General features: G+C 45.2%; 31 protein-coding genes and 1 pseudogene. 23 read left to right on the top strand and 9 right to left on the bottom strand.

Annotated elements, in window-relative coordinates; all coding sequences use genetic code 11:
• The first annotated feature begins 30 nt into the window (after positions 1-30).
• From ABIN22_RS14075 to ABIN22_RS14060, 4 genes are all read left to right on the top strand, one after another.
• Positions 31-525 carry a hypothetical protein gene (locus ABIN22_RS14075; protein ID WP_346909422.1) on the top strand — a complete coding sequence of 165 codons (495 nt, stop codon included), beginning with the start codon at positions 31-33 and terminating at the stop codon, positions 523-525.
• A gap of 564 nt (positions 526-1,089) precedes the next feature.
• Positions 1,090-1,965 carry a hypothetical protein gene (locus tag ABIN22_RS14070; protein WP_346909420.1) on the top strand — a complete coding sequence of 292 codons (876 nt, stop codon included), beginning with the start codon at positions 1,090-1,092 and terminating at the stop codon, positions 1,963-1,965.
• 59 nt (positions 1,966-2,024) lie between these two features.
• Positions 2,025-2,504: an MGMT family protein gene (locus ABIN22_RS14065; protein WP_118620027.1), complete on the top strand. Its 480-nt coding sequence runs from the start codon at positions 2,025-2,027 to the stop codon at positions 2,502-2,504.
• Positions 2,505-2,567: 63 nt separating this feature from the next.
• On the top strand, positions 2,568-2,765 hold the full coding sequence (locus tag ABIN22_RS14060) for a hypothetical protein (protein WP_346909418.1): 198 nt from the start codon (positions 2,568-2,570) through the stop codon (positions 2,763-2,765).
• Between the two features lie 53 nt (positions 2,766-2,818).
• Here the strand turns inward: ABIN22_RS14060 and ABIN22_RS14055 are convergent, their stop codons facing one another.
• On the bottom strand, positions 2,819-3,034 hold the full coding sequence (locus tag ABIN22_RS14055; protein WP_181368645.1) for a helix-turn-helix domain-containing protein: 216 nt from the start codon (positions 3,032-3,034) through the stop codon (positions 2,819-2,821).
• Between the two features lie 265 nt (positions 3,035-3,299).
• On the opposite strand from ABIN22_RS14055, the gene ABIN22_RS14050 reads away from it, so the two are divergent.
• From ABIN22_RS14050 to ABIN22_RS13995, 12 genes are all read left to right on the top strand, one after another.
• Entirely contained in the window at positions 3,300-3,800 is a 501-nt protein-coding gene (locus ABIN22_RS14050; protein WP_109730937.1) for an O-acetyl-ADP-ribose deacetylase, read from the top strand.
• A 19-nt stretch (positions 3,801-3,819) separates the two neighbouring features.
• A complete protein-coding gene (locus ABIN22_RS14045) occupies positions 3,820-4,455 on the top strand; it encodes a DUF1847 domain-containing protein (protein WP_346909415.1) in 636 nt (211 codons plus the stop codon).
• Positions 4,456-4,504: 49 nt separating this feature from the next.
• A complete protein-coding gene (locus tag ABIN22_RS14040; RefSeq protein ID WP_346909413.1) occupies positions 4,505-4,942 on the top strand; it encodes a hypothetical protein in 438 nt (145 codons plus the stop codon).
• A gap of 102 nt (positions 4,943-5,044) precedes the next feature.
• Entirely contained in the window at positions 5,045-5,671 is a 627-nt protein-coding gene (locus ABIN22_RS14035; RefSeq protein ID WP_346909411.1) for an HAD family hydrolase, read from the top strand.
• A gap of 36 nt (positions 5,672-5,707) precedes the next feature.
• Complete coding sequence (locus ABIN22_RS14030; RefSeq protein WP_346909409.1) at positions 5,708-7,795, top strand: BglG family transcription antiterminator; 2,088 nt, start codon at positions 5,708-5,710, stop codon at positions 7,793-7,795.
• 212 nt (positions 7,796-8,007) lie between these two features.
• Positions 8,008-8,475: a PTS sugar transporter subunit IIA gene (locus ABIN22_RS14025; RefSeq protein WP_346909407.1), complete on the top strand. Its 468-nt coding sequence runs from the start codon at positions 8,008-8,010 to the stop codon at positions 8,473-8,475.
• A complete protein-coding gene (gatB, locus tag ABIN22_RS14020; RefSeq protein WP_109730943.1) occupies positions 8,472-8,753 on the top strand; it encodes a PTS galactitol transporter subunit IIB in 282 nt (93 codons plus the stop codon). The genes ABIN22_RS14025 and gatB overlap by 4 nt, the downstream gene beginning before the upstream one ends.
• Before the next feature lie 33 nt (positions 8,754-8,786).
• On the top strand, positions 8,787-10,145 hold the full coding sequence (locus ABIN22_RS14015; RefSeq protein WP_346909405.1) for a PTS galactitol transporter subunit IIC: 1,359 nt from the start codon (positions 8,787-8,789) through the stop codon (positions 10,143-10,145).
• Positions 10,146-10,161: 16 nt separating this feature from the next.
• Positions 10,162-11,211, top strand: a complete 1,050-nt coding sequence (locus ABIN22_RS14010; protein WP_346909403.1) for a galactitol-1-phosphate 5-dehydrogenase — start codon at positions 10,162-10,164, stop codon at positions 11,209-11,211.
• A 5-nt stretch (positions 11,212-11,216) separates the two neighbouring features.
• Positions 11,217-12,164 (top strand): 1-phosphofructokinase, encoded by a 948-nt coding sequence (gene pfkB / locus ABIN22_RS14005; protein ID WP_346909401.1) that lies wholly within the window; start codon positions 11,217-11,219, stop codon positions 12,162-12,164.
• Between the two features lie 20 nt (positions 12,165-12,184).
• Positions 12,185-13,036: a class II fructose-bisphosphate aldolase gene (locus tag ABIN22_RS14000; protein WP_109730947.1), complete on the top strand. Its 852-nt coding sequence runs from the start codon at positions 12,185-12,187 to the stop codon at positions 13,034-13,036.
• A 121-nt stretch (positions 13,037-13,157) separates the two neighbouring features.
• Positions 13,158-15,398, top strand: a complete 2,241-nt coding sequence (locus tag ABIN22_RS13995) for a bifunctional diguanylate cyclase/phosphodiesterase (protein WP_346909399.1) — start codon at positions 13,158-13,160, stop codon at positions 15,396-15,398.
• Between the two features lie 31 nt (positions 15,399-15,429).
• Here ABIN22_RS13995 and ABIN22_RS13990 read toward each other — a convergent pair whose 3' ends face one another.
• The 3 genes from ABIN22_RS13990 to ABIN22_RS13980 form a co-directional block, all read right to left on the bottom strand.
• Positions 15,430-16,179 (bottom strand): ABC transporter ATP-binding protein, encoded by a 750-nt coding sequence (locus tag ABIN22_RS13990; RefSeq protein ID WP_346909397.1) that lies wholly within the window; start codon positions 16,177-16,179, stop codon positions 15,430-15,432.
• Between the two features lie 192 nt (positions 16,180-16,371).
• A complete protein-coding gene (locus tag ABIN22_RS13985; protein WP_109730950.1) occupies positions 16,372-16,560 on the bottom strand; it encodes a ferredoxin in 189 nt (62 codons plus the stop codon).
• A 257-nt stretch (positions 16,561-16,817) separates the two neighbouring features.
• Positions 16,818-16,994 (bottom strand): hypothetical protein, encoded by a 177-nt coding sequence (locus ABIN22_RS13980; protein WP_181368646.1) that lies wholly within the window; start codon positions 16,992-16,994, stop codon positions 16,818-16,820.
• A 192-nt stretch (positions 16,995-17,186) separates the two neighbouring features.
• On the opposite strand from ABIN22_RS13980, the gene ABIN22_RS13975 reads away from it, so the two are divergent.
• Positions 17,187-17,978: a nitroreductase family protein gene (locus ABIN22_RS13975; protein WP_109730951.1), complete on the top strand. Its 792-nt coding sequence runs from the start codon at positions 17,187-17,189 to the stop codon at positions 17,976-17,978.
• A 103-nt stretch (positions 17,979-18,081) separates the two neighbouring features.
• Here ABIN22_RS13975 and ABIN22_RS13970 read toward each other — a convergent pair whose 3' ends face one another.
• The gene (locus tag ABIN22_RS13970; RefSeq protein WP_181368647.1) at positions 18,082-18,258 is read right to left on the bottom strand and encodes a hypothetical protein; all 177 of its coding nucleotides are present in this window, start codon (positions 18,256-18,258) and stop codon (positions 18,082-18,084) included.
• A 172-nt stretch (positions 18,259-18,430) separates the two neighbouring features.
• Between ABIN22_RS13970 and ABIN22_RS13965 the strand changes: the two genes are divergently transcribed.
• Positions 18,431-19,255 carry an AraC family transcriptional regulator gene (locus ABIN22_RS13965; RefSeq protein ID WP_346909393.1) on the top strand — a complete coding sequence of 275 codons (825 nt, stop codon included), beginning with the start codon at positions 18,431-18,433 and terminating at the stop codon, positions 19,253-19,255.
• 26 nt (positions 19,256-19,281) lie between these two features.
• On the opposite strand, the gene ABIN22_RS13960 is transcribed toward ABIN22_RS13965, so the two are convergent.
• Complete coding sequence (locus ABIN22_RS13960) at positions 19,282-19,611, bottom strand: winged helix-turn-helix transcriptional regulator (protein ID WP_118620042.1); 330 nt, start codon at positions 19,609-19,611, stop codon at positions 19,282-19,284.
• 221 nt (positions 19,612-19,832) lie between these two features.
• Here ABIN22_RS13960 and ABIN22_RS13955 point away from each other — a divergent pair, with 221 nt between their 5' ends.
• From ABIN22_RS13955 to ABIN22_RS13940, 5 genes and pseudogenes are all read left to right on the top strand, one after another.
• Entirely contained in the window at positions 19,833-20,438 is a 606-nt protein-coding gene (locus ABIN22_RS13955; protein WP_346909391.1) for a 4Fe-4S binding protein, read from the top strand.
• Between the two features lie 248 nt (positions 20,439-20,686).
• Positions 20,687-21,301, top strand: a pseudogene (locus ABIN22_RS23390) (ABC transporter permease); the annotation flags it as partial.
• A gap of 51 nt (positions 21,302-21,352) precedes the next feature.
• Positions 21,353-22,279, top strand: coding sequence for a glycine betaine ABC transporter substrate-binding protein (locus ABIN22_RS23385; RefSeq protein WP_207666087.1), 927 nt, complete (start codon positions 21,353-21,355; stop codon positions 22,277-22,279).
• A gap of 12 nt (positions 22,280-22,291) precedes the next feature.
• On the top strand, positions 22,292-23,062 hold the full coding sequence (locus ABIN22_RS13945) for an ABC transporter ATP-binding protein (RefSeq protein WP_109730954.1): 771 nt from the start codon (positions 22,292-22,294) through the stop codon (positions 23,060-23,062).
• A complete protein-coding gene (locus tag ABIN22_RS13940; protein WP_330582236.1) occupies positions 23,059-23,676 on the top strand; it encodes an ABC transporter permease in 618 nt (205 codons plus the stop codon). Before ABIN22_RS13945 ends, ABIN22_RS13940 begins: the two co-directional genes overlap by 4 nt.
• Before the next feature lie 11 nt (positions 23,677-23,687).
• On the opposite strand, the gene ABIN22_RS13935 is transcribed toward ABIN22_RS13940, so the two are convergent.
• The 3 genes from ABIN22_RS13935 to ABIN22_RS13925 all read right to left on the bottom strand — a co-directional run bounded on the left by ABIN22_RS13935 (position 23,688) and on the right by ABIN22_RS13925 (position 25,978).
• Positions 23,688-24,683: a D-isomer specific 2-hydroxyacid dehydrogenase family protein gene (locus ABIN22_RS13935; protein ID WP_243099282.1), complete on the bottom strand. Its 996-nt coding sequence runs from the start codon at positions 24,681-24,683 to the stop codon at positions 23,688-23,690.
• Positions 24,684-24,854: 171 nt separating this feature from the next.
• Entirely contained in the window at positions 24,855-25,421 is a 567-nt protein-coding gene (locus ABIN22_RS13930; protein WP_109730955.1) for a chromate transporter, read from the bottom strand.
• Positions 25,418-25,978, bottom strand: coding sequence for a chromate transporter (locus ABIN22_RS13925; protein WP_346909388.1), 561 nt, complete (start codon positions 25,976-25,978; stop codon positions 25,418-25,420). Before ABIN22_RS13925 ends, ABIN22_RS13930 begins: the two co-directional genes overlap by 4 nt.
• Between the last annotated feature and the right edge of the window lie 78 nt (positions 25,979-26,056).

Genomic DNA, 26,056 nt, shown 5'->3' with positions numbered 1-26,056 from the left:
TAAAACATTTCGGAAAAGAGGTGTGGGAAAATGTTCGGAAGCTATAAGGAAACAGAAGACACAACAGAGGTTACCCGTTCCAATGCGGTTGTAAAAAAGGAGAATTCTATTATTAAGACCTATGAACAGCCGGTGCTTCCGGCATTGACCAGAATCATTTTCTGGCTTATGCTGATTTTAATGCTGGCAATGCTTCTGGTAGATATCAATGCATTTGTCCGTTATGATGCCCATCTTGGAGTTGCGCATCTGATTTATAATATATCCGTGACCGGATTCTGGGGATGGATGTTTTTTTCTATTATACTCGTGTCCTTAAGCGAACTGGGGATGAACCAGAACCGGAAAATGTTCTGGAAACGGAAGGGAGAGAGCGAAAAATTACCACAGGATGATAACACAAAGGCAAGGAATGAGCGGGCACTGAAGAGGCTGAACCGGGTGTATATGCGGTATATCAAGGTCAGCCTGACAGGGCTTGGCATCTGGGCCATTGTCTATATAGCGGGTATATTTTTACATTGAAAAAAGACAGATTTCAGCGGGAACTGGGTGCAATAGTACTGGTTATGATGGAAGAATTTGATTTTGTAGAGAAAATGATCTAAAGAAAAATATGTATAAAGAGAAGCTGTTGTAAAACGTGGACTATCTTAAAGAATTTTAGAGATGCGTTTTGTAACAGCTTTTTGTTATCAATCATTATCCACATGTTATCAACACATTTTCAACAAATTTCTTGGCTCAATATCAAGAAAGCATATTGTATTCTGACGGCAGGCATGCTATCCTAAATCTGCTCATGGAAATTCTATCCATGAAAACAGGGAATCAAAAAATTCAAATGGTCTGAAGTGACCATCTGGAAGGGGAAATCCCCCAAATTATCAGTTCATTATTAACAGATAGGTTCCGTTTATATAAAGAAGGGGCTTGATTATACCTGTTATATTACTTATACTCAAAGTATACCCAAAGGACATCCAGTACTTGCCCTGTGGGCGGATTGCAGCATAGCTGCAATATAAGAGATAAGCAATAGGTCCAAGCATCCCCCTTCAGCGGAACTACGCACAAAGGAGGGTGCCTATGACAGGAAAAGAAAACAGAGAATACAAAAATAGTATGTTCGTGGATTTATTCTTCGAAGATGCGCAGGCTGAAGAGAATGAGATTTCTCTTTACAATGCACTGCATGACGAGCCGCTTCCCCCGGGGACAAAGATTGAAAAAATACGTGTGGATAACATCCTTTATCTGAATTTCAAAAATGATGTTTCTTTTGGTGTTGGCGGAAAGGTCATGGTATTCGGGGAGCATCAGTCTACAGTCAATGAGAACATGCCGCTTCGGAGCCTGATGTATATAGGGCGCGCTTATGAGCAGATCGTTCCCGTCAGGGACAGGTATAAGAAAAAGCTAGTGGATCTGCCAAAGCCGGAGTTCTATACCTTCTATAACGGGGAGAAAGATTGGGCCAGTGAAAAAGTTTTAAAACTTTCGGATGCCTATAAGGTACAAGATGGCGACCCAATGCTGGAACTTAAAGTAAAAGTCATCAATATCAATCCGGCCAACCAGCATGGAGTATTGGAGAAGTGCAAAGTTTTGAAAGAATATGGACAGTTTGTGGATATCTTACGGGCTCATCAGACTAAGGGCGACAGCGATGCTTTCAAACATACTATCGAAGAGTGCATAGGCGCAGGTATTCTCGCAGACTATTTAAAGAAGAAGGGCAGTGAGGTGATTAATATGCTGGTAGCCGAATACGATTATGATATGGATATTGAGGTGCAGCGGGAAGAAGCATATATGGAAGGCCGGAATGATAAGTTAATTGAGTTGCTGAAAAAGAAGCTGTCTAAAGGAAAAAGCCCGGAAGAAATTGCGGACGAGCTGGAGGAATCTCTTGAGACGGTTCAAGAACTGATCGCAGCATTAAAGGAATCTGAAAATATTTAAAACCGTCTCATTGCATGTCTTTTATAAATGGTCTATCCTGTAATCAGGAGGTGATACATATGGCAAATGAAGATAAAAAGGATTTTAATGCAATGCTGATGAAGGACAATGGGATGCCTAAGATTCAGATTATCACAGATGAGGCTACGATTAAGAAATATGGCGGAGAAAAGATGTACTTTGCCCCGCCCCGCACGTATGATGAGATTATGAGGAGAGTACCATATGGGAAGATTATTACGGTGGGGGAAATCCGTTCTTACCTTGCTAAGAATCATGAGGCAGACTTTACCGATCCGATAACGGCAGGTATCTTTGTGTCAATTGCAGCGTGGGCGAGTTATCAGCGGACAGAAGATGAGACGCCATACTGGCGGACACTGAAGGCGAATGGGGAATTAAATTCCAAGTATCCGGGAGGTATAGAAGCCCAGAAGGAGAAGCTGGAGGCGGAAGGACATACGGTTATCCAGAGAGGGCGTAAGAATATTAAATATTACGTTCAGGATTACGAGGAGGCGATGTTTGAAATACTATGATAGATTTTGGGGGGGCAGTGACAGGAAAGTGGATTAGATTTTCGATCCGGAAAGGAGAATTATTTGCGTACAAAAACAGGAAAGATCGTATTGAGCATCTCGGCCCTTATATTCAGTGGACTGGCAGCAGTGATTGGTTGTGGATTACTGGGAGGTTCGGGATGGAGTTTTGGAATCAGATTTCTCTGCGGATTGTGTTTTTTATGGCCGCCGATTTTGGTGATTGCTTTGATCAGTACATTGTTCAGGAAAGAAAAGTAGAAAGCAACATATTGCATCATGAAAGGGGATTACAGAGCGGTCTGTGGTCCCCCTCAATTTTTTTCGTCAGAATGTCCGACCAGATAATCAACGGTAACGCCGAACAAATCGGAAAGCATAATCAGCGAGTCTATTCCGCATTCTCTTTTTCCATGCTCGTAGTTGGCGATAGCCTGTCTGCTGGCGCCCAGATAATTAGCAACCTGATCCTGGGTCATTCGGTGTGACATTCTCAAAATTTTTAATCGTGAAGCAAATTTGTTCTCCATAGTCATGACTCCTTGGTATGTTTGAAAGTACTCTCATTCTATCATAATCATTCGACAAATGCTACAATAAAGCGTGAACAGGAACATAATAACGTGAAAATGCAAAATTTTCCATTCTATGAGTATATTATAATTCGCTTTACCGGGCAGCCGCAAAGAGGTTATAATATTTTATAAGGTTGGAGTGCCCATAGACCAGAGGAAACGGGGCACTGTTGTCCGGATCAGGCAGTCCGGCAGTGGTGGATAAAAGGAGGAAAAACTTATGATTCGGTTGTTAAAAGGCGACATTACAAAGGTGAATACAGACGCGATTGTGAATGCGGCAAACAGGACTCTGCTTGGCGGAGGTGGTGTGGACGGCGCTATTCACCGTGCGGCAGGTCAGGAATTATTAGAGGAATGCAGGACTCTGAACGGATGTGAGACCGGAGAGGCTAAGATTACGAAAGCATATCAGCTTCCGTGTAAATATGTGATACATACAGTCGGTCCGGTATGGCACGGCGGTAAGAAGTCAGAAGAGGAATTGCTGGGAAAATGTTACTGGAATTCAATGGTCATTGCGAAGGAAAACGAAATTAAGTCGATTGCATTTCCTGCTATTTCGACAGGAGTATATGGATATCCGAAGAGGCCTGCGGCTAAGATCGCTGTAGATACGGTAAAGAAGTTTATGGAACAGTTTCCTGAGACGGTTGAGGATATATATTTTGTCGTATTTGATGAGGAGAGCTTAAAGATATATGAATCTATTTTAGTGTAAAGTGAGAGAGGAAAGATGTATGGAGAAGGAAATCAAAAGGAGCTGTATTGACTGCGGGGTTATAAATTGCAGTAAGCAAAACAAATCATATCCCGCATTTTGCCTGACAACGGAAAATCTGGATGAAGAAATTTTAGAGGAGTCTTTGAAACTATATGAAGATGAGGAAAATCACAGAGTTATGATTCAGGCAGCCAATGTGGAGGCCGAATATTACGGCATCATGACGAGAGTGGAAGAGACAGCCGAATTTGCTGCAAGAATGGGATTTCATAAGCTTGGTATCGCCACCTGTGTCGGTTTGATCAACGAATCCCGGATTCTGGCATCTATTTTACGCAGGAAGGGGTTCGAGGTATTCGGTGTTGCATGTAAGGCGGGCGCAGTGGATAAAACACGTGTAGGGATAGACGAGTTCTGTAAAAAGGCCGGGGCAAATATGTGTAACCCAATTCATCAGGCAAAGCGTTTGAATGCGGAAAAAACAGAACTGAACATTGTGATGGGTTTATGTGTGGGGCACGACAGTCTGTTTAACAAGTACTCCGAGGCGCTGGTAACGACACTTGTGGTGAAAGACAGGGTGCTGGGGCATAATCCGGCAGCCGCGCTTTATAATGCGAATTCATATTATCATCGTCTGTTGGAAGATTAAAGAAGAATGGATATGGATGAATACATTATCCGATGGTGTGAGGCAGAAAATGGAACGAAAAAAACGAATTGTCATAATTTTATTGGTATTTGCAGTTATTATAATCTGGACAGGCAGGGTCATGAAGATAAATATGCCGGAAAGTGAGCTGGATTTAACAAAGCTTAAAAGTGAGGACATTGAAAAAATCCACGGATATTTTTACTCAGATTCATATAATGGGGAGAATGATTCCAGTGTTGAATTGACGCGGGGACAGATTGAGAAATTTATAGAGATCATGAATCAGGTGAAACTGACAAAAAAGGTATCTGAGAAAAAGGCCCGGTCAAATGGGGCGTCGATTACATATACAGTTACTATGAAGGATGGCACACAATATGTATTGAGACCCGGACAAGATTTCAAGGTAAATGATACATATTATAAATTTCAGAATTACGATATGCTATGGGACAAAATCACTACATTTATGAGTACCTGGTAATTTATATTAGAATATTTCGTTTCCAGATATACTGCAGTAATTTGTGCTTTTTTATCTCTGCTGCCCCGTGGTATATTTAAAACAAAAAGACTGGAGGACCATATGAACAAATATGTAATTTTCGACATTGACGGTACACTCAACCAGACGGCGCTGTACGCTCTGGAGGCATATAAAAAGGCGCTGAAGAAGCGGGGGAGAGAGGTTAAGGACAGTGAGATTATTTCCTGCATAGGACTGAGTCCGGCGGGGATCATAGAGAAACTTTTCCATAGTCTGCCGGATGAGGAACTCAAAGAGTGGAGGAAGGATATCCGTGACTGTGAGTTTGAATTAATGGAGAAAAATGCCGCGGCGTTTCCGGGGGTCAGAGAGAGTCTGGAAAAACTTCAGGAGGCGGGATACGGACTGGCAATCTGTTCCAATGCCTTCCCTGAACATATTGAGCGTGTGTTGGAAATGATTGGGGTAAGGCAGTATTTTCCTGTCATCGGCTCCCTGCTGATGGGCGGCAGCAAGCCGGAGGTCCTGGGGGCACTGCTTAAAAAGCTCGGTTGTGAATCTGCATGTATGGTGGGGGACAGGAAATTTGACATAGAGGCGGCCAGAGAGAACCACATTCCTGTCATCGGCTGTGCGTATGGATATGCTCCGGATGAAATCAGTTCGGCTGACCGGGTTGTCAGGCACGCGGGAGAGATTGCAGGAGCTGTAATGGAGCTGATATAGAAGGCTGTGTACATATAATAAGAGAGGTTTCGTAAAATGAACAAAAGGACTGTGGCGATTATAAATGAATTGAATCAGCCAGACAGACAGGTACAGATGTGTGATCTGGCGGAGCAGTTTCAGGTATCGCAGCGGACGATACGAAATGACCTGAATGCGATTAATGAAATTCTGCAGGAAAATGATCTCATGCCGCTGGAACTCAAGGGCGGCGGCCTGATCCAAAGAGGTAACGATTTCGGACAGATATTGGAGCTGGTTTCTGAAAAAGACTATTATGTATACAGGCTTTCCAAAGAAGAGAGGAAGAAGATTGCGGCGGCCATGCTGATCAGTTCTTCAGAATACATCACATTGTCGACGATTGCGGACAATCTGTTTGTGAGCAGGGCTACTGTGATCAATGATCTCGACGACATTAAGAACTATATCCGGTCAGGAAATCTGGAAGTGCTGTCCCACCCGAATAAAGGGCTGCGCGTAGACGGCAAGGAGAGTGACAAGCGTCTGTTTCTTATGAATCTGGGAGATTCCGCGGATTCGCAGAACGCGGATGATGCGGCATCGAAATATATCAGCGTGCAGGCTGGAAATAAAATTACGATCCAGAAGATTGTCGGGGAGCAGGAGCATCTGCATAAAAGCTTCCTGACCGATGACTCCTTCCAGAAGCTTCTGCTGTATCTGGGAATCATGGTGAACCGGAATCTTCAGGGAGAGTACATGGAAGTCAGAAAGAAAAAGGATAACAGCAAGTACCGGATGGCACAGGACATTCTGAAGTATATTTCGCAGTACTGCCAGATCAACACAACGGAGGATGAGGTACAGTTCCTGAGCGAAATGCTGCTGATGGCTCGTTATATGAAACAGAAGTCAACGGAACGTGAGGCCGTAAAGATTCAGCTGATCACCCGGGCATTCATCGAATCAATATCCGAAGAACTGGAGATTAATCTAAACAGCGATTATGATTTCTTTGAGAATTTGTCGAACCATCTGGAGTCCGTATTTACGGCAGAACCAGCAGTCTATCCGGAGAACCCACTGATTAAAGAAGTGCTGGAGGATAACCAGGATGTACTCGAGGTGGTAAAAAACCAGCTCGGAAGTCTCAGCCAGCATGTAGGAAGAACCCTTACGGAGGATGAAACCGCATACATTACGATTCATGTATGCGCGGCGCTGGAGCGCAAGAAGAATAAAGAGATCGCGTTTCATGTGATCGTAGCCTGCCACGGAGGAATCGGGACTTCACAGCTTCTTATGGAGAAATTGAAGAAACACTTTAATTTCCAGATTGTTGATATTATTTCTTCTCACGAGGCAAAAAATATAACAGCGGATCAGGCAGACTTTATTATTTCAACGGTGCCCCTTCCGGATTGCCGTCTGGAATATGTGATTGTTTCTGCCATGCTCAATGATGAAGACTATATCCGTGTGGGAAATAAGATTGACGCCCTTCGCAACAGCCGTCATCTGCCGTCCCGTGTGGAAAGCAGGGAACTGACGGCCAAAGGGCTGCTGGAGCAGCTGGCCCCGGTTGTCTATCAGACTTCACCGGAGAATGCGCAGACGCTGATGAAAGAAATCCGCAGAGTAGTCAGGACTTATTTCAAACAGTCTGCCGAGGCGGATGCGGAGATATTTTCCCCGGACCTGCATCACCTTTTGATGGAAAGCCACATTCAGCTGGATATAGAATGCTCTGACTGGAAAGACGCTGTGCAGAAGTCGGCGAAGAAGCTTCTGGAAGAAGGCTATATAGAGGAGCGGTACATTGATGCAATGATTACTAATATAGAAGAAAACGGTCCCTATGTAGTCATCTCCAAAGGCTTTGCGGTTCCTCACGAGGGGCTGGAACAGGGCAGTGTCAAGGTGGGGATGAACCTGATCCGTCTGAAGACGCCAGTTCCATTTGACGATGAAGAAAACGATCCGGTGGAATTTGTATGCTGTCTGAGCGCAGTGGATCACAAGACACACCTGAAAGCGTTTTTCAATCTGGTCAATATGCTGCAGAACAGCGAATTTAAAGAAAAGCTCAAAAGCTGTTCGTCCCCTTCAGAAGCGGCACATATTATTGAGGATTATGAATACAGAACGGCCGAGTACTAAAGGTTTAGGAGGAATGGTCAAAATCTTTTCCAGAGTCTGTGAAAGGATTTTGACCGTTCTATTTTTTTGCAAAAAATGTGAAAGACCTTTGACTGTTTTTCTCATGGGCACCATGCTAGGATATATATAAAGAAAGAGACAGCCGGCAAGCAAAATTCTTTCATAAGTAAAAGAGGTTTGAAAAGACAAAACATAAGAATGGAGGAAGATATATGATTTGGGAAGAGTTGAAAGACTCCCTGATTTTCACAGAGCTTCAGGCAGAGACATCAGACGATGTTATGAGGCAGCTGGGAGCGGCTTTCATAAATGAGGGGTATTGTAAAGAAACATATGTGGAAGCATTGATTGCCCGGGAAAAAGAATTTCCAACAGGGCTGGATGTGGACGGGATCGGGGTGGCTATCCCGCATACGGATGTAAGCCATGTGAACGAACCGGGAATTGCAATCGCGGTACTTACAGATCCGGTGACATTTATACAGATGGGGACGGATGACGAGATAACACAAGTGAAGCTGGTATTCATGCTGGCTGTAAAGGACCCGAATGCACATCTGGAAAATCTCCAGCAGATTATAGCAATCATTCAGGATACAGAAGTATTGAAAAAATTATTAGAAGTAACTGAGAAAAAAGAAATCATCGAAATCATAAAAGAGAAGGAGAATTCATTATGAAAAAGAAAGTTATCGTAGCATGCGGAGGAGCAGTGGCAACTTCAACAATCGCAGCAAATAAGGTCGTAGAGTTATGTAAGAAAAACGGGATTGACGTAGAAATCTGCCAGATCCGTATTTCAGAGATAGAATCCAATCTTCCGGGCACGAGCCTGATCGTTACAACATCTAAAGTAAAAAGAGACTATGGTGTGCCGCTGATTACCGGAATGCCTTTCATCTCCGGTGTAGGAGTGGAGAAGACAGAGGCCGCAATACTGGATGTATTGAAAGCCTGAGCCAAAATAGAATAATCTGGAGGATGAAGAATCATGTTGGAAATGATAGGAAATGGGATTAATTACATTATAGATATGGGAGCATCGGTTATGCTTCCGATTGTAATTGCAATTATCAGTGTTTGTTTAGGAATTAAAGTGGGCAAGGCAATCCGTTCCGGGCTTATGATCGGCGTCGGATTCGTGGGACTCAGCCTGATCGTAGATATGATGAATGCCCAGTTAGGGCCTGCGGCACAGGCAATGTCCGAGAGATTCGGGCTGTCCTTAAGCGTCGTTGATATCGGCTGGCCGGGGGCGTCTCCGATTACGTGGTCCTCTAATATCGCAACGGTTGCCATACCGGTTGCTATTCTGGTAAATATTATTATGCTCGTGACAAAGCTTACAAGAACAGTAAATATTGATATCTGGAATATCTGGCACATGACGTTTACAGGGGCTATCGCATATGCGGTGACAGGAAATTTCTGGATTGGTATTCTCGGGGTTGCCGTACACGCAGCAATTGCTTATAAGCTGGGAGATATCTGGGCACCGCTCATGTCTGACTACTTCGAGCTGGACGGCCTGACGGTTCCCCACGGGACATCGGCTTACATGGCGCCGGTTGCCTGTGTGATTGACGCTGTGATTGACAAGATTCCCGGCGTGAAGAAGATTGACCTGACAGCCGATACTCTCCAGGAAAAAGTTGGTGTACTGGGCGAACCGATCGTAATCGGAGGGATACTCGGTACAGTTGTCGGATTTTTGGCAGGCTACGGGCCGCAGGCCGCACTTCCGCTGGGTGTAAAGATGTCAGCTGTCATGGTGCTGATGCCGAAGATCGTAAAATGTATTATGGAAGGCCTGATGCCAATTTCAGAGAGAGCCAAAGAATTGATGAATAAAAGATTTGGTAACTCACAGTATTATATCGGCCTCGATCCTGCAATCCTGCTCGGGGATGCACAGGTAGTCACAGCCGGACTGATCTTTATTCCGCTGACTCTGCTGATCGCGGTAATCGTACCGGGTAATAAGGTGCTTCCGTTTGGTGACCTTGCAACAATCGGTTTCTTCATTGCAATTGCTGTAGCGGTACATAAAGGAAATCTTTTCCGCACATTAATTTCAGGAAGTGCCATTATGTTTATCACCATCTGGATTACAAACCAGACAATACCGTGGCTGACGAAACTGGCCGTGACGACGGGATCCACAGATGGCAGCAGCCTGATGGCGGCGATGGATCAGGGCGGATGTCCGATTACATATATATTTACCCAGATCTTTGCAAGAGAGAATCTGGCAGGAATGGCAGTAATTCTGATCGGTTATATTTTCTGCATGGTCTTCGCAGTGCGCTGTTCCCGAAAAAGGGCAGCCGAATTGAATGAAGAAGCCTGAAAGGAGGTTTAAGCGGATGAAAGCAGGAGTTGTTCACGCAAAGAATGATATTCGTTATGAAGAGATTGAAAAACCTGTCCCGAAAGAGGGGCAGGTGCTGATTAAGGTAAAATATACAGGGATCTGTGGTTCCGATGTGCCGAGGGTGAATGGAAATGCATGCCACTTTTTCCCGAATGTTCTCGGACATGAATTTTCCGGTATTGTGGAGGCTATCGGAGAAGGTGTCACGAAAGTGGCTCCCGGCAGCAGGGTTGCAGGGGTCCCCCTTGTACCGTGCATGAAATGTGAGGACTGCCAGAAGGGAAATTACTCCCTGTGCAGAAATTACAGTTTCATCGGTTCCCGTGAATTTGGAAGTTTTGCGGAATATGTCGTGGTTCCGGAACAGAATGCGGTTCCTTTTGAAGACGCGGTATCCTTTGAACAGGGGGCGTTTTTTGAACCTGCGACGGTTGCACTGCATGGGTTAAAAAGGGTTCCCTATGAAGGCGGAAAGACGGTTGCCATTCTCGGCGGCGGGACTATCGGGATGTTTGTGATGCAGTGGGCGAAGATATTTGGCGCCAAAAAGACTGTTGTATTTGATATCGCTCAGGAACGGCTGGAACTGGGAAACAGGCTTGGTGCATCCGCAGGAGTGAATACGCTCGATGAGGATTTTATGGAAAAAGCGCTTGCCCTCACAGATGGAAAAGGATTTGACTATGTATATGAAACAGCCGGAAACACGGCTACTATGAAAATGGCGTTCGCACTGGCTGCAAATAAAGCTCATGTCTGTTTCGTAGGGACACCGACAAAAGAGCTGAGTTTTTCTGTCGCAGAGTGGGAGAATATGAACCGGAAAGAATTTACGCTGACTGGATCATGGATGTCCTACAGCGCCCCGTTTCCGGGTGAGGAATGGGAGCTTGCAGCACATTACTTCAAAAGCGGAGCGTTAAAATTTGACGATTCCTTTATTTTCAGGAAGATGCCGCTCAGTCAGATTGCAGAAGCGTTTGAACTGTTTAAGACGCCGGGAACCGTGAAAGGCAAGATACTAATTGACAGCGAGAGGTAACAGATATGATTACGACAGTAACATTGAATGCATCCATTGATAAAGCATATTTCATGGACAGCAGGATTGAAAACGGGACCGTAATGCGTGTGGCCTCCTGCCGCAATACCGCGGGAGGAAAAGGCTTAAACGTGGCGCGTATCATAAAGCTCTGCGGGGAAAACGTGCAGGCGGCCGGGCTGGCAGGGGGATTCAACGGCGCGTATCTGGAATCCATGCTGGAACGGGATGGGATTTCTAGACAGTTTGTACATATACAAGGTGAGACAAGAAGCTGCATCAATATTCTGGATGAAGGATATGGTTCTACGGAATATCTGGAACCGGGGTGCCCTGTCACGAAAGAAGAGGAAGAAGCGTTTTTAAAACGCTTTCCTGAAATTATTAAGGATAGCGAAGTTGTAACCATATCGGGTAGTGTGCCACAGGGAGTTTCGAAGGATATTTATGAAAAAATGATCCGTTGTACAAAAGAAGCGGGCCGAAAGGTAATTCTGGATACGAGCGGAGAGCTTCTTAAAAACGGGCTTAAGGCCTGCCCGGATATGGTGAAGCCAAACAAGGATGAGATTGAAGCATTGTTTGGCATTCAGGTAAACGGTTTTGAGGATGTCGTCAGTTATGCCGGGAAAATCTATGGGATGGGAATCCCCTATGTAGTAATTTCACTGGGAAAAGACGGTGCCCTTCTCGTCTGCAGTGAAGGCATCTTTCAGGGAAGGCCGCCGGAAGTAAAGGCAGTCAATACCGTGGGATGCGGGGATTCGATGGTAGGTGCCTTTGCAGTGGCTCTGGAAAGAAACTACGGTCCGCAGGAAGCACTGAAATTTGCAGTGGCAACTGCGACGGCGGCTGCGCTCTCCCCGGGGACCGGAAGCTTTGAGGAATCAGTGCAGCAGGAACTGGCTGGCCGGATACAGATAGAAACGATAGAAAGTAAGGTCAGGATATAAGAAAGAAATGAGGTAGAAAAATGCCATTAGTGACAACAAAGGAATTATTACTGGATGCGCAGGCAAATGGATATGCTGTCGGCGCATTCAATGTAGAGAATATGGAAATGGTGCAGGCGGTGGCAGCGGCGGCAGAGGAACTTAGATCTCCGGTCATCATGCAGACCACGCCTTCCACGGTCAGGTATGCCGGTCTGGATTATTTTTATGCAAATGTCAGGGCAGCGGCAGAGAAGGCAGGCGTCCCCATTGTCATGCATCTGGATCACGGCAGCAGCTATGAACTCGCCATGCAGGCATACCGAACCGGATATACTTCGATCATGATAGACGGGTCACACGGAAATTTTGAGGAAAATATAGAGGTCAGCAGGGCCGTGGCCAATGCCTGTCATCCGTCAGGAATCCCGGTGGAAGCGGAACTGGGAAAAGTCGGCGGAAAAGAAGATGATTTGGAAGCAGGGGAGGGGAATCCGTATACAGACCCAGATGAAGCGGCGCGTTTTGTAGAATTGACAAAAGTAGATTCACTGGCAGTTGCAATCGGGACGGCACACGGAGTTTACAAAGGAATTCCGAAGCTGGATGTGGAGCGGCTTTCCGAGATCAGACAGGCTGTTTCCATTCCATTGGTCCTCCACGGGACATCCGGGGTTCCGGATGAAACGGTGCAGGAGTGTATCAGAAGGGGAATCTGCAAAGTGAATTATGCCACGGATCTGCGGATTGCATTTACAAAGGGCGTACGGTCCGTGTTCGATACTGACCCGGATACGATTGATCCCAAAAAATATAATGCGGCAGGCAGGGAACAGGTTAAGCAGTATGTAATGGAGAAAATAAAAGTCTGCATGAGCCAAAACAGGGCGTAATGCCAGCAGCAGTAGGTTATCACTGGATAACTTTACTGCTGCTTTTTTCTTTCATCTTTTCTTTTTACATAAATAATGGTAAGATAATATTCACAGGCAATGGCATAGTGGGAGGGCAGGTATGGAAGGGAAAAATTCAAAATGGCTCATACCGGGGACTGCGTTTGTTATTATTATTTTAGTGATTATATGGCTGGGGCGTGACTTTGTCTCGGGCACCCAAAAGGATGTGGACGAACAGAACCGGCAGTATCTGACTGAACTGGCAATCCAGAGTGCCCAGGCAATTAAGAATACAGTCAGCATGCAGTTGGAAAATATCGAGTCCATTGCGAATATTATTGGCAATCAGGATGAATTCAGTATGGATTACACGATGAGTGTATTGGATGCAGAGTTCCACAGCAGCAACTTTAAGAGGCTTGCCTATATCCCGCCGGATGGATATGCTGTTTCGACAGACAGTGAAGTATTCAGCGTACAGGACAGGGAGTATTATCATAAAGCTTTGAATGGAGAAAGCAATGTTTCTGATGTGATCGTTGATAAGATCGGGGGAGGGTATATTAATGTCTATGCGGTGCCGCTCTATCATGCAGAGAAATTAACCGGGGTGATTATAGCAACAAACGAGACGGACTTATTCTCAGAGATTCTTAATTTCCGTACTTTTTACGGTGAGGGGTATTCCTATATCATACAGAAAGATGGGACACCAGTAGTATTCAGTGCAGGAAAAGCAAATTTCCGCCAATTTGATAATCTGTTTGCGGAGCTTGACAAAAGCGGGGTGGAAGAAGCTGAGATTGTCCAGATGAAACAGGATATGGAGCAGAACGATGACGGCATTATAGAGTATAGTATGGATGATGTTCCGACAGTAGGGGCCTACAGAAAGATAGGAATTAACGACTGGTATGTTGTAACTGTTGTTCCAAGGGCATCGGTCTATGAGAATACGGATCGTATCGTGGTACGAAACCGCCAGATGGCGATGATTACTACAGTGCTTCTCACGGCGCTGTGCGTGCTGATTGTATTGCAGAATTACAAAAGTGATAAGAAACTCTCTTATCTGGCATATGTGGATTCATTTACCGGGGGCAATAACCTGAACAGATTCAAGATGCTTGCAGCCAGAAGAATCGAAAAGGGAGTTGATTCCCTGTATATGGTCTGGGTGGACATCGATAATTTTAAATTAATTAATGATATGTATGGATATCAGGAAGGAGATGCCATCCTGCTCGATATGAACAGGATGATATCGGAGATCATATCAACGGATGATATATACGGGCGTATGAGTAATGACAATTTCCTGTGTCTGGTATACTGTAAGGATGATGAAGAGGTAAGGAACAGAGATGCATGTTTCCGGGTGCGTTTCCGGGAGCAGCAGAATAACCGTGGAAAACGGTATAATGTTATATTTACGACAGGTGTTTACAAGATTACGCCGGATGAGACTGATATCGGGAAAATCATCGACCGTACGACAATGGCCCACCGCAGGGCAAAGCAGATGAACAGCGAATGTAAGATCTGCTTCTACAATGATACTATGAGAGAAGAAGCTGTGCGTATCAAGGATATAGAGGACGTTATGCACGGAGCCCTCGGTAGAAAGGAATTTCAGGTTTACCTGCAGCCAAAGTGTAATATGAATACCGGAGCCATTGAAGGTGCAGAGGCGCTTGTGCGCTGGATGAGGGACGGCAGGGTGATGTACCCGTCGGATTTTATCCCGGTGTTTGAAAGAAACGGATTCATTGTGAATCTGGATCTGTATACACTGGAAGAGGTATGCCGAATGCAGAGATACTGGCTGGATATGGGATTCAATCCGCCTGCTGTTTCCGTGAACCAGTCAAAACCTCTGGTTTACGGGAAAGATTATGTACAGAAAGTACTTAATATTGTCCGCAGATACGACCTGCCGCCGAATCTGATTGAAATTGAACTGCTGGAAAGCCTGATACATGACAATATCGATGCATTGCAGAAGATAACAGAAGAACTCGGGCAGAACGGGATACTTGTTTGTATTGATGATTTTGGCAGTGGCTATTCATCGCTGAACCTGATCAAGGATATTTGTGCAGATGTGCTGAAGATAGACAGGGCATTTTTAAATAATGCAGAGACCAACCAGCGTGCATGGATCGTTCTAAAGAATGTGGTCGAGCTGGCGAAGGGGCTTGACATGTCAGTTGTAGTCGAAGGTGTGGAGACGGAAAATCAGGCAGCGCTTCTGAAAGAGGTAGGGTGTACCACGGCGCAGGGGTATCTGTATGCTAAACCGATGCCTGTTTCCGAATATGAGAAGCGGATAAAGAATAATAGAGAGCAAAACGAATAGATTGATAAAAAACGAACGGAGGAGCCCATCGTCATAGCTCCTCCATTTTTTTCATGATCATGTCATAAAATATCTGCTGAGTTTCAGTTTTTTCTCCCTGCGGGCGGATTAGTGTCTCCAGAATCAAACCGTCCTTCAGCAGAACGGTCTTGCTGCTGTAGCTTGCAAGCTTAGGATCGTGCGTCACCAGAATAATCGTCTTTCCCATATCCCCGTTAATCTCCTCCAGTGCGTGAATAACGATCTCCCCGGACTGGCTGTCGAGATTACCGGTAGGTTCATCAGCCAGAATGATATCCGGGTTATTAATCAGCGCGCGGCAGATTGCTGCCCGCTGCTTTTCCCCACCGGACAGCTCACCGGGATATTTCCCGGCCAGATGCAGGATATCGAAATGTTCTGCCAATTCTTCCATCCGTGCCTGCATGGTCTTTGCGTCCTTTTTGTCCAGAATCATAGGAAGCTTGATGTTCTGTGCAACGGTCAGACAATCCATCAGCCGGGCATCCTGATGCACATAACCGATCTGGCGGCGCCGGATATCAGCGAGCTGGGAATCCCATAAATCTTCCGAATCCTCACCCCGGAAATAAACCTTTCCATCCGTCGGCCTGTCTACCAGCCCCAGAACCTTCAGAAAAGTACTCTTTCCTCCGCCGGAACGCCCCATAATCGTAATAAACTCCCCTTCACCAGCAGAGAAACTGATTCCCTTTAAAACTTCTATCTTACCGTCATTGTAATCTCTTTCCAGATCCTTAACCTCAATAATAGTCTCCATACCTGCCTCCGGTCCGTTTCCTGAATTTAAACAGAAAACATATACTGAAATAACTATAACACGTTTACAGGTCAAACTTCAAGAAAATCGAAAACAAGAGAGCGCTTTGGGTTCGTGGGAGGATGTGGACGCCGATGGCAACGCAAGTCCAGAATCCGGCGGGGCAGTCTCTGTTGGCTTAAAGTCCATTAATTAGTCCTTAATTGCTATGACGCTTACGGGGCATCCGTCTGCTGCTTCTTTTGCCCCTTCTTCGGTATCTGAATTGACTTCACTGATTACCTCGGCGAGTCCGTCGTCTGCCATACTGAATACTTCCGGGCATGTTCCGGCGCAGAGTCCGCATCCGATACATCCATCTCTGTCAATGATTGCTTTCATGTAATAGTTCTCCCTTCAAAATGATACACGGCACTTCTGTATATAAAACGAAATAGTATACAGTTAAATGGCGTGTTCAGATATAGTATACCCAGTATATGGAAAGTTATAAAAAGGAATGAAAGGAGTATAAGCCTGTATATAGGAAAACGTTAACATTTTCAGGAAACCCGTAAGCAGTAACGCAAAAACAGCAGGTTCCTGATTCGGGGAATCCTGCTGTTTTATCCATTTAAATGTTTCTTATTCATTTTTTATTATCGTCTGGTACGGTCGGGAATGTAGATGTGTCCGTTTAATGCGGAAAGGCCTCCGAGGATGCACTCCTGATTGTCTAAGATATATTTGACAAAACGTTCTTTTAAAGAAGGTTTCTTTTTATAGTTTACGGAAGCATTTTCCCTAGTCATTGCTGCTGTACATGTATTGCTCATGATATAATCTCCTTTCGATCTTTTAGAATTCTTGATTACAGTAATTATATTATCACATGCATTTTTCGGTTATTAGATAAGTTTTTGACTTTTTATTAGGGCGGAATTGACATAGAAGTTACTGCTCTGGATTGAGAATGGCGGAAATAAGGATATGGTGGTATAATATGGAAAAAAAGAGGGGGTGCGGCTATGGTTAATATTGACCAGGAGTTATGTATAGGGTGCAGGGCCTGTGAGGAGGATTGTGTCGGCGATGTAATCATTGTGAAGGACGGGAAGGCAGAAGTTACGAAACGCTGTATTGAGTGCGGACACTGTGTGGCATTGTGTCCTGTCTGTGCGGTGTCAATTCCGGAATATGATATGGATGATGTGGAAGAATATCATCCCGGGACTTTTCATGTAAACCCGGAGAATATGCTCCATGCGGTAAAGTTCAGGAGAAGTATCCGCAGATATAAGCCCGCCAAAATAGAAAAAGATAAGGCGGGGCGTATTCTGGATGCCGGCAGGTATTCTGCCACGGCTAAAAACCAACAAGGGTGTACATTTACGTTTGTCCAGGATGGGATGGATGAATTCCGGAAACTGGTATGGGAAGTGATGCCGTCCATTGTGGAACGGTTAAAAAAAGAGGCGCCTCTGTATGGCAGGGTTTTTGGATTGTTTTATTCACAGTGGAAGGCAAATCCACAAAAGGATAAACTGTTATTCAATGCTCCGGCATTTCTCGTGATAACATCAGACAACCAGCTGGATGGAGGGATTGCTGCGGCGAATATAGAAAATGTAGCAGCAGCCGAGGGGGTCGGGGCCCTATATAACGGGTATATGATGCGAATTATCAGTAAAAGCCCGGAATTGAAGGAATGGCTCGGCATTGGTGATAAACCTGTGGCGTGCTGTATGCTTCTTGGCTATCCGGCAGTTACATATTTAAGGACGGCTCCGAGGAAGAAGGGCGACATTATCTGGAAATAAAACTGGTAAATGAAAAACAGCAGGTTCCCTGATTGAGGAGTACCTGCTGTTTATTCTTTCTTCTGTTTTTTGACTGCTTTTTCCCGATTCATATTCGTTCACACTATCTGTCGGAATATCTTGATGGGATATAAATACCGCCGTTCAATGATACGAGACCGGAACAGATCATTTCACTGTTTTCAGATAAGTATTTTTTAATACGTTCACGTAAAGTAGCCTTCTTCTCGTAGTTTACAGAAGTCCTTGTATTCATTGTTGCTGCACATGTGTTACTCATATTGCATTCTCCTTTCATTATTGACATTTCCTTTTGACAGTTATAATGATATCATGCGTGTTTAAAGGATGTTAGATAAGAATTTGACTTTTTATTATGTCAAAATTGACATTGCTTGAATAGTCTGATATGGTAGGAACATAAAAGTTTACCGGAAGGGAGGAATTAGGAAATGTTATATGAACCGTTATACAGGCTGGAGAAGACAGGGATTGACATTCAGTATCATACAAATAAGGGGAAATATGTTCCGGCCCACTGGCATGCAGCGGTGGAACTGATCTATATACTGAACGGTATTGGCAATGTAATCTTTGACGGGAAGGATCATCCTATGGTGGCCGGAGAGTTTATGCTTGTTGACTCTAACCAGATTCATGAGATGAAGTGTGCCAAGGCATCTATGATGGTGGTTATCCAGTATTCAAAAAACCGGATGAAAAACTATGTGGAGGATATTGATGAAATGCAGATCTCATGTACAAGGGAAAATCTGGAAAAGGAGAAGCTGGAGGCATACCTTGATATATGTAATCTATTAAAACGTCTTCCCCCGCTCTATGTTACACAGCCCCTGGGGTATTATCTCCAGAGTCAGGCAATTGCTATGGAGGTCCTGTTTGAGGTAATCAACCATTTTGCAGAACGCAGGCCGGATTCTGTAGTTACTGAGAAAGATTCTGGTCTGGACCGCCTTGCCGAGATTACAGATTATATAGAAGAACATTATAAAGAACAGATTCTGCTTGAAGACATTTCTTCTCATTTTTACCTGAGCCGCGAGTATTTCAGCAGATTTTTCAAAAAGAATATGGGGGTTACGTTCTCAAGATATGTGAACCAGGTCAGGCTGATGCATATTTATTATGATATCTGTAATACAGGTGATGGGATTATGGAACTGGCAGAAAAACATGGCTTCACGAATTATAAATTGTTTAACCGGATGTTCCATGAGATATACGGATGTTCTCCGAGAGAGGTGCGGCAGAAGTAGGCTTTTGTCTGACTCCTGCCGGTTATTTAAACTGCTATCTTCTTTTTGTATTCTATTCCCCACTCGATCATGGAGTCCAGAATCGGTTTCAGACTCAGCCCTGTCTCTGTCAGGGAATATTCTACCTTTGGGGGTACTTCCGGGTAAACCTTTCTGCTTATGAGGCCGGAAGCCTCCATAGAACGGAGATTGCTTGTAAGGACTTTCTGGCTGATGCCGCCTACAGAACGCTTCAGTTCATTAAACCGTTTTGTCCCGCCCAGAAGATCTCTGATAATCAGCACTTTCCACTTATCTCCGATTAACTGCAGCGTCGTTTCTACGGGACATTCCGGAATCTTGTTCACTTTTTCCATCTTAAATTACCTCCTTTAGGTTTCCCTCGTTATTTCATTTAGTAAATCATACCATGAACAATCGTAATAATACAATAGTATCTGATAGATACTAAGAAACTTTATTGTGCGTACTTTACGTTTGGAACCTGAAAAACTATCATATTAGTGTAACAATAACACAGCTTCATTTTACATAAACGAGAAATAAAATGTATTTCAGGGAAGGGAAGGTACTTTTTATGAATGAGAAAGCCAGAAAATATGTTGATATGTTCCGTCAGGTCAAGATTGCATCCGCAGCTACCGTGGATGAGGAGGGACATCCTCACAGCAGGATTATTAATATCATGATTGCATCAGATGAGGGAATGTACATTGTAACATCCGCAGGGAAACCTTTTTATGAGCAGCTTGTTCAATCAGGGGAGATTGCGTTGAGCGCTATGTGCCCTGACTGCCAGTCTTTGAAATTTGAAGGCAGGGTAAAAAAAGTGGGTAAGGAATGGCTTGAGAAAGTGTTTGTAGATAATCCGGGAATGAATGAGGTTTATCCGGGAGAAACGAGGCTGATTCTGGATGCATTTCTCATTTATGAAGGAAGCGGGGAATGGTTTGACCTGCTAAACCACCCGATCAACAGAGAAACATTTTCCTATGGAACAGAAGAAGTCAGGGCTGGTTTCCAAATAATGGACAACTGCATTGGCTGCGGGAGCTGTATAAATGATTGCCCGCAGGGATGCATTTCTGAAGGAATACCGTTTCATATTGAAGCGGAGCATTGTCTGCATTGCGGAGCATGCAGGGAAGTATGTCCGGCGGATGCGGTCAGAAAGCTACATTAAAGAGAATGTGGAAAAGAACATATATTCGAATATTTTCTTGCTTTCAGGAAGGAGATGTTTTATACTACACTTACAGTCTGTTGTCGATTTATAAGATATTTGGATGAACAGACACATCATAGCGGGATTTCTGCAGATAATATTCAGAAGTGCCGTGAAGTATTTTGACAGATAAGCCTGTCATCTTATTTCATACGAGGAAAGTACATCCTATATGAAGAATTACGAAAGACAGAGGAACTGGTTGAATGAATGAAGTTTTGACAAATATACAGTCATATTTTTCGAACCGTATGGATGAATACCTGACCTGTCTGTGGGAACATATCAGTATCAGCCTGATGGCTCTGGTTGTCGCTATGCTGATAGGAATTCCTCTGGGATACCTTTGCATCAGGTATGGGAAGTCCAGAAGATGGATCGTCGGTGTGTTTCAGGTTCTGCGCATTATTCCAAGTCTGGCCGTCCTGATCCTGCTGATCCCGGTTATGGGAACCGGTGTCAGGCCTGCAATGACAGCACTTGTGCTTCTGGCTGTGCCGTCTATACTGATGAACACGGCGGACGGGTTTGAGAATGTCCCGGAGTTTATGCTGGAGACTGCGGCCGGAATGGGAATGACAAAGAGACAGATATTCTGGAAGGTGAAAGTACCTCTTGCCATGCCGTCCATACTGACCGGGGCAAGAACGGCTATGGTAGAGATCATAGCCAGTGCCACGATTGCGGCCAAGATAGGGGCAGGCGGACTGGGCGGGATTATTTTGACGGGCCTGGGACTTTACAGGACGGACCTGCTGCTGATAGGCGGGATCTCGGTTGCGGTACTTTCTATTCTGACGGGAGTGTTCTTTAACCTGTTGGAAAAGCAGCTTATGAAATATAAATATACAGAAAAAGGAGAAAAAAAGAATATGAAATCAAGAATGAAAAGACTGACGGCAGCGTGTCTGTGCATAGTCATGCTGTTATCACTGACGGCCTGCGGGAACAAAAAGGATGCAAAAACAGGCGGAGATACATCAAATAAGAAAAGCACGGTAATCCGGGTGGGGTCAAAGGATTTTACCGAGGGTATGATCGTATCAGAAGTGTATGCGCTTGCGCTGGAGGACGCGGGATATGAAGTGGAGCGTGTGTTCGATATTGCAGGTTCGGTTATCCATACATCTATTGTAAATGATGAGATCGATATGTACCCGGAATACACGGGAACCGGGCTTCTTTCTGTTCTGGATATGGATTTGATTACGGATCCGCAGGAAGTATATGATACTGTGAAAGATGAGTATGAAAAGCAGTTCCAGCTGACGTGGCTGGATTATTCTAAGGCGAATGACGGGCAGGGGCTCGTAATACGGACGGAAGTGGCAGATAAACTGGGAATCAAGACAATCTCCGACCTACAGAAGCATGCCTCCGAGCTGCGTTTTGCCTCTCAGGGAGAATTTAATGAGAGAGAAGACGGAATTCCAGCGCTGGAAAAGGCTTATGGTAAATTTGACTGGAAGTCCTCTAAAGTATATGACGGCGGTCTGAAATACGAGGTGCTCTCAAAGGATGAAGCAGATGTGACCCCTGCTTACACAACGGAGGGCCAGCTTGCAAATAAAGACAAGTTTACACTGCTTGAGGATGACAAGATGGTATGGCCGCCTTATAATCTTGCCCCTGTTGTGCGGGACAATGTGCTTGAGGCGAACCCCGATATCGCAGATATTTTAAATGGAATCAGTGCGAAGATGGATACAGAATCCGTTACAGCCCTGAATGCAAAAGTTGATGTGGATAAAGAAGAGTATGAAGATGTTGCTCTGGACTATTACGAGTCGATAAAATAGGAGGACGCCCAGATGTCAGTACCGGCAATTGAATTCCGGGATGTTAGTAAAAAATTTAATGGATCAGGGTACTATGCGGTAGACCATGTATCATTTTCTGTAGAGGAAGGGGAATTCATTACTATATTGGGTTCATCCGGCTGCGGTAAGACGACACTGCTGAAGATGGTCAACCGCCTATATGAACCGGAAGCTGGAAAGATCTTCTTATTTGGAGAGGATACCTCTGGCCTTGATGTTGTAAAGCTGAGGAGGCGGATTGGATATGTGATCCAGCAGACCGGCCTGTTCCCCCATATGACGATTGAAGAAAATGTGGCAACAGTCCCGAAGCTTCTAAAGTGGGATAAGGAGAAGACAAAGGAAAGAGTGAGGGAACTCCTGAAAATGGTAGAGTTAGACCCGGAAGAATTCTGCGGCCGTTATCCGTCACAGCTTTCAGGAGGACAGCAGCAGAGAGTGGGACTTGCGAGGGCTCTTGCGGTGGAGCCGAAGATCATGCTTTTGGACGAACCTTTCGGCGCGGTAGATGCCATTACGAGAATCGGCCTGCAGGAGGAACTGCTCCGGCTTCACGGCGGACTGAAGAAGACGTTCCTTCTTGTAACGCATGATATACATGAGGCGTTTAAGCTGGGAACAAAGGTCATGATCATGAATGAAGGGAAGATATGCCAGTTCGATACCCCGCAGAATATTATCCGGAATCCGGCGGACGGGTTCACTGCCGCGCTGATCCGGTCTGCCAGAGAGCAGGAAAAGCTGTGGGAGGGATATGTATGAGCGGCATGATGAAGTACCTGTCAAGGCATTACGATGATCTTCTGGAAGCTCTTCTGGAGCATCTGGAGCTGGTAGTCGTAACCCTTGTCTTTTCTCTGCTGATCGCTGCGGTACTGACTGTTGCGGCGGTGTATTCGAGAAGGGCGGGAGAATATATGATTCAGGCATTTTCTGTACTTTATTCCGTACCGAGTCTGGCGCTGTTTGCCCTGCTGATTCCGGTTACCGGTTTGGGTAAGACAACGGCGGAGATTGTTTTGATTGCATATAATCAATACCTGCTCCTGAGAAATTTTATATCCGGGCTTTACCAGGTTGATCCTGCAGTTATCGAGGCAGCTGAAGGGATGGGGATGAGGCGCCTGCAGGTGCTCTGGAAGGTGCGCCTGCCGTTGTCTAAAAAAGCCTTTTTCACAGGGATACAGCTTGCGGTTGTATCAACGATCGGGATAGCCACTATTGCAGCCATGATCAATGCGGGAGGTCTCGGGACAATCCTGTTTGACGGTCTGCGTACACTGAATATCTATAAGATCATAGCAGGAAGTGTACTGTCGGCGGGACTCGCCCTAGTTATCAACGGGGTGTTCAAGGCGGTGGAGAAGCGGATGTGAAAAGACGGAGATTACAGCTCCTTTTTCCACGTCCCGTCTCTGTGCATGCTGACAATCCCACGGATGCCGCAGTCTACCATCTCTTCAATGGCGGATTCGGTATAGAAAGCCATATGCTGCGTCATGGCTACATTTGGAAACTGCCTTAAGTACGCCATATCCCGGTTGGCTATGATGTCGTTGATTCTGCTCTCGTGATAGATGGAACGCTCATCTTCAAACACATCCAGGCCGAGGGCACCGATTTTCTGGGATTCTATGCCGTGTATCAGTGTTTTCCGGTCCATGAGTTCTCCGCGGGAAGTGTTGATCAGGATTACACCGTCTTTCATATGAGAGAGAGTTTCCCTGTTGACCATATACTTTGTAGACTCCGTAAGGGGAAGATGAAACGTGATGATATCACTTCTGGTATACAATTCTTCAAGTGAGACAAATTCAGCATACTCCTCTAATTCCTGGCGGGGAGTGCGGTTATAGGCGAGAATCCTGCACCCGAAGCCGCTCAGTGAACGAATAACGGTCTGCCCGATCTGCCCGGTCCCGACCACGCCGACTGTCATGCTCTTCAAGGTCCTGCCGCGCAGGCCGTTCAGAGAATAGTCATTTACATTCTGGCGGTATACGGCCGGTTTATACTTGCGCAGGACAAGAAGCATCAGCATAATCGTAAAATCAGCAACACTCTCCGGTGCGTATTCCGCATTTGAGATGTGTATCCCTATCTTTTTAGCGTAATTAACATCTATGTGATTGTATCCAATCGTTCTTGTAGAAAGGTATTTTACCCCCAGTTCCTTTAAACGGTCCAGCACTTCCGGGCTGATCCTGCTCATTCCAAGCGTTGTTACACCGGCATATCCGGCACATTGGTCAACCGTATCCAGATTCAGTATGTCCGGAAGAAGCGTGACTTCGGCAGCCAGATCCCCGGCAGCCTTCTTAAAAATATCTTTTTCGTCATCCCTGACTTCAAAAGCCAGTATCCTGATCGTATTTTGTTCCATAAAGAGGGTCCTCCTGCAATGTGATAAATATTTGATTTCCCTATTTTAGAAAAATAAAGAGGGCTTGTCAAACACACGGGGGAACGCGTCAAAGTGGTAAATCATAACCAGCGAACGAGCTTTCGTATCGTGAGCGGATAACAGGATGCGGCCTGCTCGTTGTTTTCTGCATCACAGGTAAAGGACCAGTCCTGCCATTCCGCTGATGAGCATGACAAGCACGGGATTCAGTTTCCACTTGCGCAGAACGAGGAGCATGATGGAGAAGACCGCCAGTGCAGTCCAGTTCATCAGGGATATGACATTTTTGATTTCCAGTGCCTGTGTTCCCCAAAATGCAATCGAGATAATGGTCACGGCTGCCGAGATAATGAGGCCTAAAGATGCCGATTTTAGCCCCTTTAGTACTTCAAATACATAGGAAGATTCTTTGTGCTTTTGAAAAAAGCGATGCAGAAACAGACAGATAATCACGCCACAAAGCACACAGCCAAGCGTTGCTGCGACTGCCCCGACGATGCCTCCGATCTGGATTCCGACGAATGTGGCTGTGTTTACTGCCAGTGGCCCGGGTGTCATCTGGGAAATTGTGATGATATCCGTGAACATTTTAGGGCTGATGCTCCCGGAGCGTTTAACGACTTGCTCCTGGATCAGGGGAATGATTGCGTAACCGCCGCCGATACTGAGAAGTCCAATTTTTAGAAACATCCAGAACAGACGAAAAGCTGTATTCATTTTGTACCTCTCTTTCTACGGAAAACCTGCACAATGCAGAAAAAGCAGCAGACAATCAATATGAGGGCCACATTGATATGCAGGAAGAAATTTGCGAGAAAGGCGGCCGGGATCATCATGGTAAGGAAAAGGGAGCGCTCTTTTACGATCATGGCACACATATCGGCAACTAAATCAACCATGAGGGCGGCCACACCGGCCTCCATTCCTTTTAAAACGGCAGCAACGACCGTGTTGGAGATAAAAGCGGTGTAGAAGGCTGACACTATGCTGAGAATGAGCAGTGGCGGAAGAACCGCCGCTATGCAGCTGATCAGGACACCTGTCATCCCCGCAACGTGATAGCCTGCAAGGGCGGATAAATTGATAGCGATTGCGCCGGGGGCAGACTGGGCGACTGTAGCCATATCCATCAGTTCTTCTTCCGTAAAATATCGTTTTTTCCACACAAAAAAACGGCGCACCATAGGTACAACCACATAGCCGCCGCCAAATGTGAAGGTGCTGATAAATAGATTGACCGCTAACAGCCATAAATGAGTATTTCTGTTCTTCATGAATAAAGTATCCTTTCTATGCATTGATTTGCGTATTGCCATAAGTATAGCGCTTGTAGTGGAATCTGTAAAATGATA

Origin of the sequence: Faecalicatena orotica, from assembly GCF_905197545.1 — a bacterium.
Classification (GTDB): domain Bacteria; phylum Bacillota; class Clostridia; order Lachnospirales; family Lachnospiraceae; genus Faecalicatena_A; species Faecalicatena_A orotica.
This window is presented reverse-complemented; position numbering and strand designations above follow the sequence as displayed.

What these genes read in the sequence shown, in the direction of transcription:
- ABIN22_RS14075 (WP_346909422.1), top strand. Translation starts at nt 31, where the DNA reads ATGTTCGGAAGCTATAAGGAAACAGAAGACACAACAGAGGTTACCCGT.
- ABIN22_RS14070 (WP_346909420.1), top strand. Translation starts at nt 1,090, where the DNA reads ATGACAGGAAAAGAAAACAGAGAATACAAAAATAGTATGTTCGTGGAT.
- ABIN22_RS14065 (WP_118620027.1), top strand. Translation starts at nt 2,025, where the DNA reads ATGGCAAATGAAGATAAAAAGGATTTTAATGCAATGCTGATGAAGGAC.
- ABIN22_RS14055 (WP_181368645.1), bottom strand. Translation starts at nt 3,034, where the DNA reads ATGGAGAACAAATTTGCTTCACGATTAAAAATTTTGAGAATGTCACAC.
- ABIN22_RS14050 (WP_109730937.1), top strand. Translation starts at nt 3,300, where the DNA reads ATGATTCGGTTGTTAAAAGGCGACATTACAAAGGTGAATACAGACGCG.
- ABIN22_RS14045 (WP_346909415.1), top strand. Translation starts at nt 3,820, where the DNA reads ATGGAGAAGGAAATCAAAAGGAGCTGTATTGACTGCGGGGTTATAAAT.
- ABIN22_RS14040 (WP_346909413.1), top strand. Translation starts at nt 4,505, where the DNA reads ATGGAACGAAAAAAACGAATTGTCATAATTTTATTGGTATTTGCAGTT.
- ABIN22_RS14035 (WP_346909411.1), top strand. Translation starts at nt 5,045, where the DNA reads ATGAACAAATATGTAATTTTCGACATTGACGGTACACTCAACCAGACG.
- ABIN22_RS14030 (WP_346909409.1), top strand. Translation starts at nt 5,708, where the DNA reads ATGAACAAAAGGACTGTGGCGATTATAAATGAATTGAATCAGCCAGAC.
- ABIN22_RS14025 (WP_346909407.1), top strand. Translation starts at nt 8,008, where the DNA reads ATGATTTGGGAAGAGTTGAAAGACTCCCTGATTTTCACAGAGCTTCAG.
- gatB (WP_109730943.1), top strand. Translation starts at nt 8,472, where the DNA reads ATGAAAAAGAAAGTTATCGTAGCATGCGGAGGAGCAGTGGCAACTTCA.
- ABIN22_RS14015 (WP_346909405.1), top strand. Translation starts at nt 8,787, where the DNA reads ATGTTGGAAATGATAGGAAATGGGATTAATTACATTATAGATATGGGA.
- ABIN22_RS14010 (WP_346909403.1), top strand. Translation starts at nt 10,162, where the DNA reads ATGAAAGCAGGAGTTGTTCACGCAAAGAATGATATTCGTTATGAAGAG.
- pfkB (WP_346909401.1), top strand. Translation starts at nt 11,217, where the DNA reads ATGATTACGACAGTAACATTGAATGCATCCATTGATAAAGCATATTTC.
- ABIN22_RS14000 (WP_109730947.1), top strand. Translation starts at nt 12,185, where the DNA reads ATGCCATTAGTGACAACAAAGGAATTATTACTGGATGCGCAGGCAAAT.
- ABIN22_RS13995 (WP_346909399.1), top strand. Translation starts at nt 13,158, where the DNA reads ATGGAAGGGAAAAATTCAAAATGGCTCATACCGGGGACTGCGTTTGTT.
- ABIN22_RS13990 (WP_346909397.1), bottom strand. Translation starts at nt 16,179, where the DNA reads ATGGAGACTATTATTGAGGTTAAGGATCTGGAAAGAGATTACAATGAC.
- ABIN22_RS13985 (WP_109730950.1), bottom strand. Translation starts at nt 16,560, where the DNA reads ATGAAAGCAATCATTGACAGAGATGGATGTATCGGATGCGGACTCTGC.
- ABIN22_RS13980 (WP_181368646.1), bottom strand. Translation starts at nt 16,994, where the DNA reads ATGAGCAATACATGTACAGCAGCAATGACTAGGGAAAATGCTTCCGTA.
- ABIN22_RS13975 (WP_109730951.1), top strand. Translation starts at nt 17,187, where the DNA reads ATGGTTAATATTGACCAGGAGTTATGTATAGGGTGCAGGGCCTGTGAG.
- ABIN22_RS13970 (WP_181368647.1), bottom strand. Translation starts at nt 18,258, where the DNA reads ATGAGTAACACATGTGCAGCAACAATGAATACAAGGACTTCTGTAAAC.
- ABIN22_RS13965 (WP_346909393.1), top strand. Translation starts at nt 18,431, where the DNA reads ATGTTATATGAACCGTTATACAGGCTGGAGAAGACAGGGATTGACATT.
- ABIN22_RS13960 (WP_118620042.1), bottom strand. Translation starts at nt 19,611, where the DNA reads ATGGAAAAAGTGAACAAGATTCCGGAATGTCCCGTAGAAACGACGCTG.
- ABIN22_RS13955 (WP_346909391.1), top strand. Translation starts at nt 19,833, where the DNA reads ATGAATGAGAAAGCCAGAAAATATGTTGATATGTTCCGTCAGGTCAAG.
- ABIN22_RS23385 (WP_207666087.1), top strand. Translation starts at nt 21,353, where the DNA reads ATGAAATCAAGAATGAAAAGACTGACGGCAGCGTGTCTGTGCATAGTC.
- ABIN22_RS13945 (WP_109730954.1), top strand. Translation starts at nt 22,292, where the DNA reads ATGTCAGTACCGGCAATTGAATTCCGGGATGTTAGTAAAAAATTTAAT.
- ABIN22_RS13940 (WP_330582236.1), top strand. Translation starts at nt 23,059, where the DNA reads ATGAGCGGCATGATGAAGTACCTGTCAAGGCATTACGATGATCTTCTG.
- ABIN22_RS13935 (WP_243099282.1), bottom strand. Translation starts at nt 24,683, where the DNA reads ATGGAACAAAATACGATCAGGATACTGGCTTTTGAAGTCAGGGATGAC.
- ABIN22_RS13930 (WP_109730955.1), bottom strand. Translation starts at nt 25,421, where the DNA reads ATGAATACAGCTTTTCGTCTGTTCTGGATGTTTCTAAAAATTGGACTT.
- ABIN22_RS13925 (WP_346909388.1), bottom strand. Translation starts at nt 25,978, where the DNA reads ATGAAGAACAGAAATACTCATTTATGGCTGTTAGCGGTCAATCTATTT.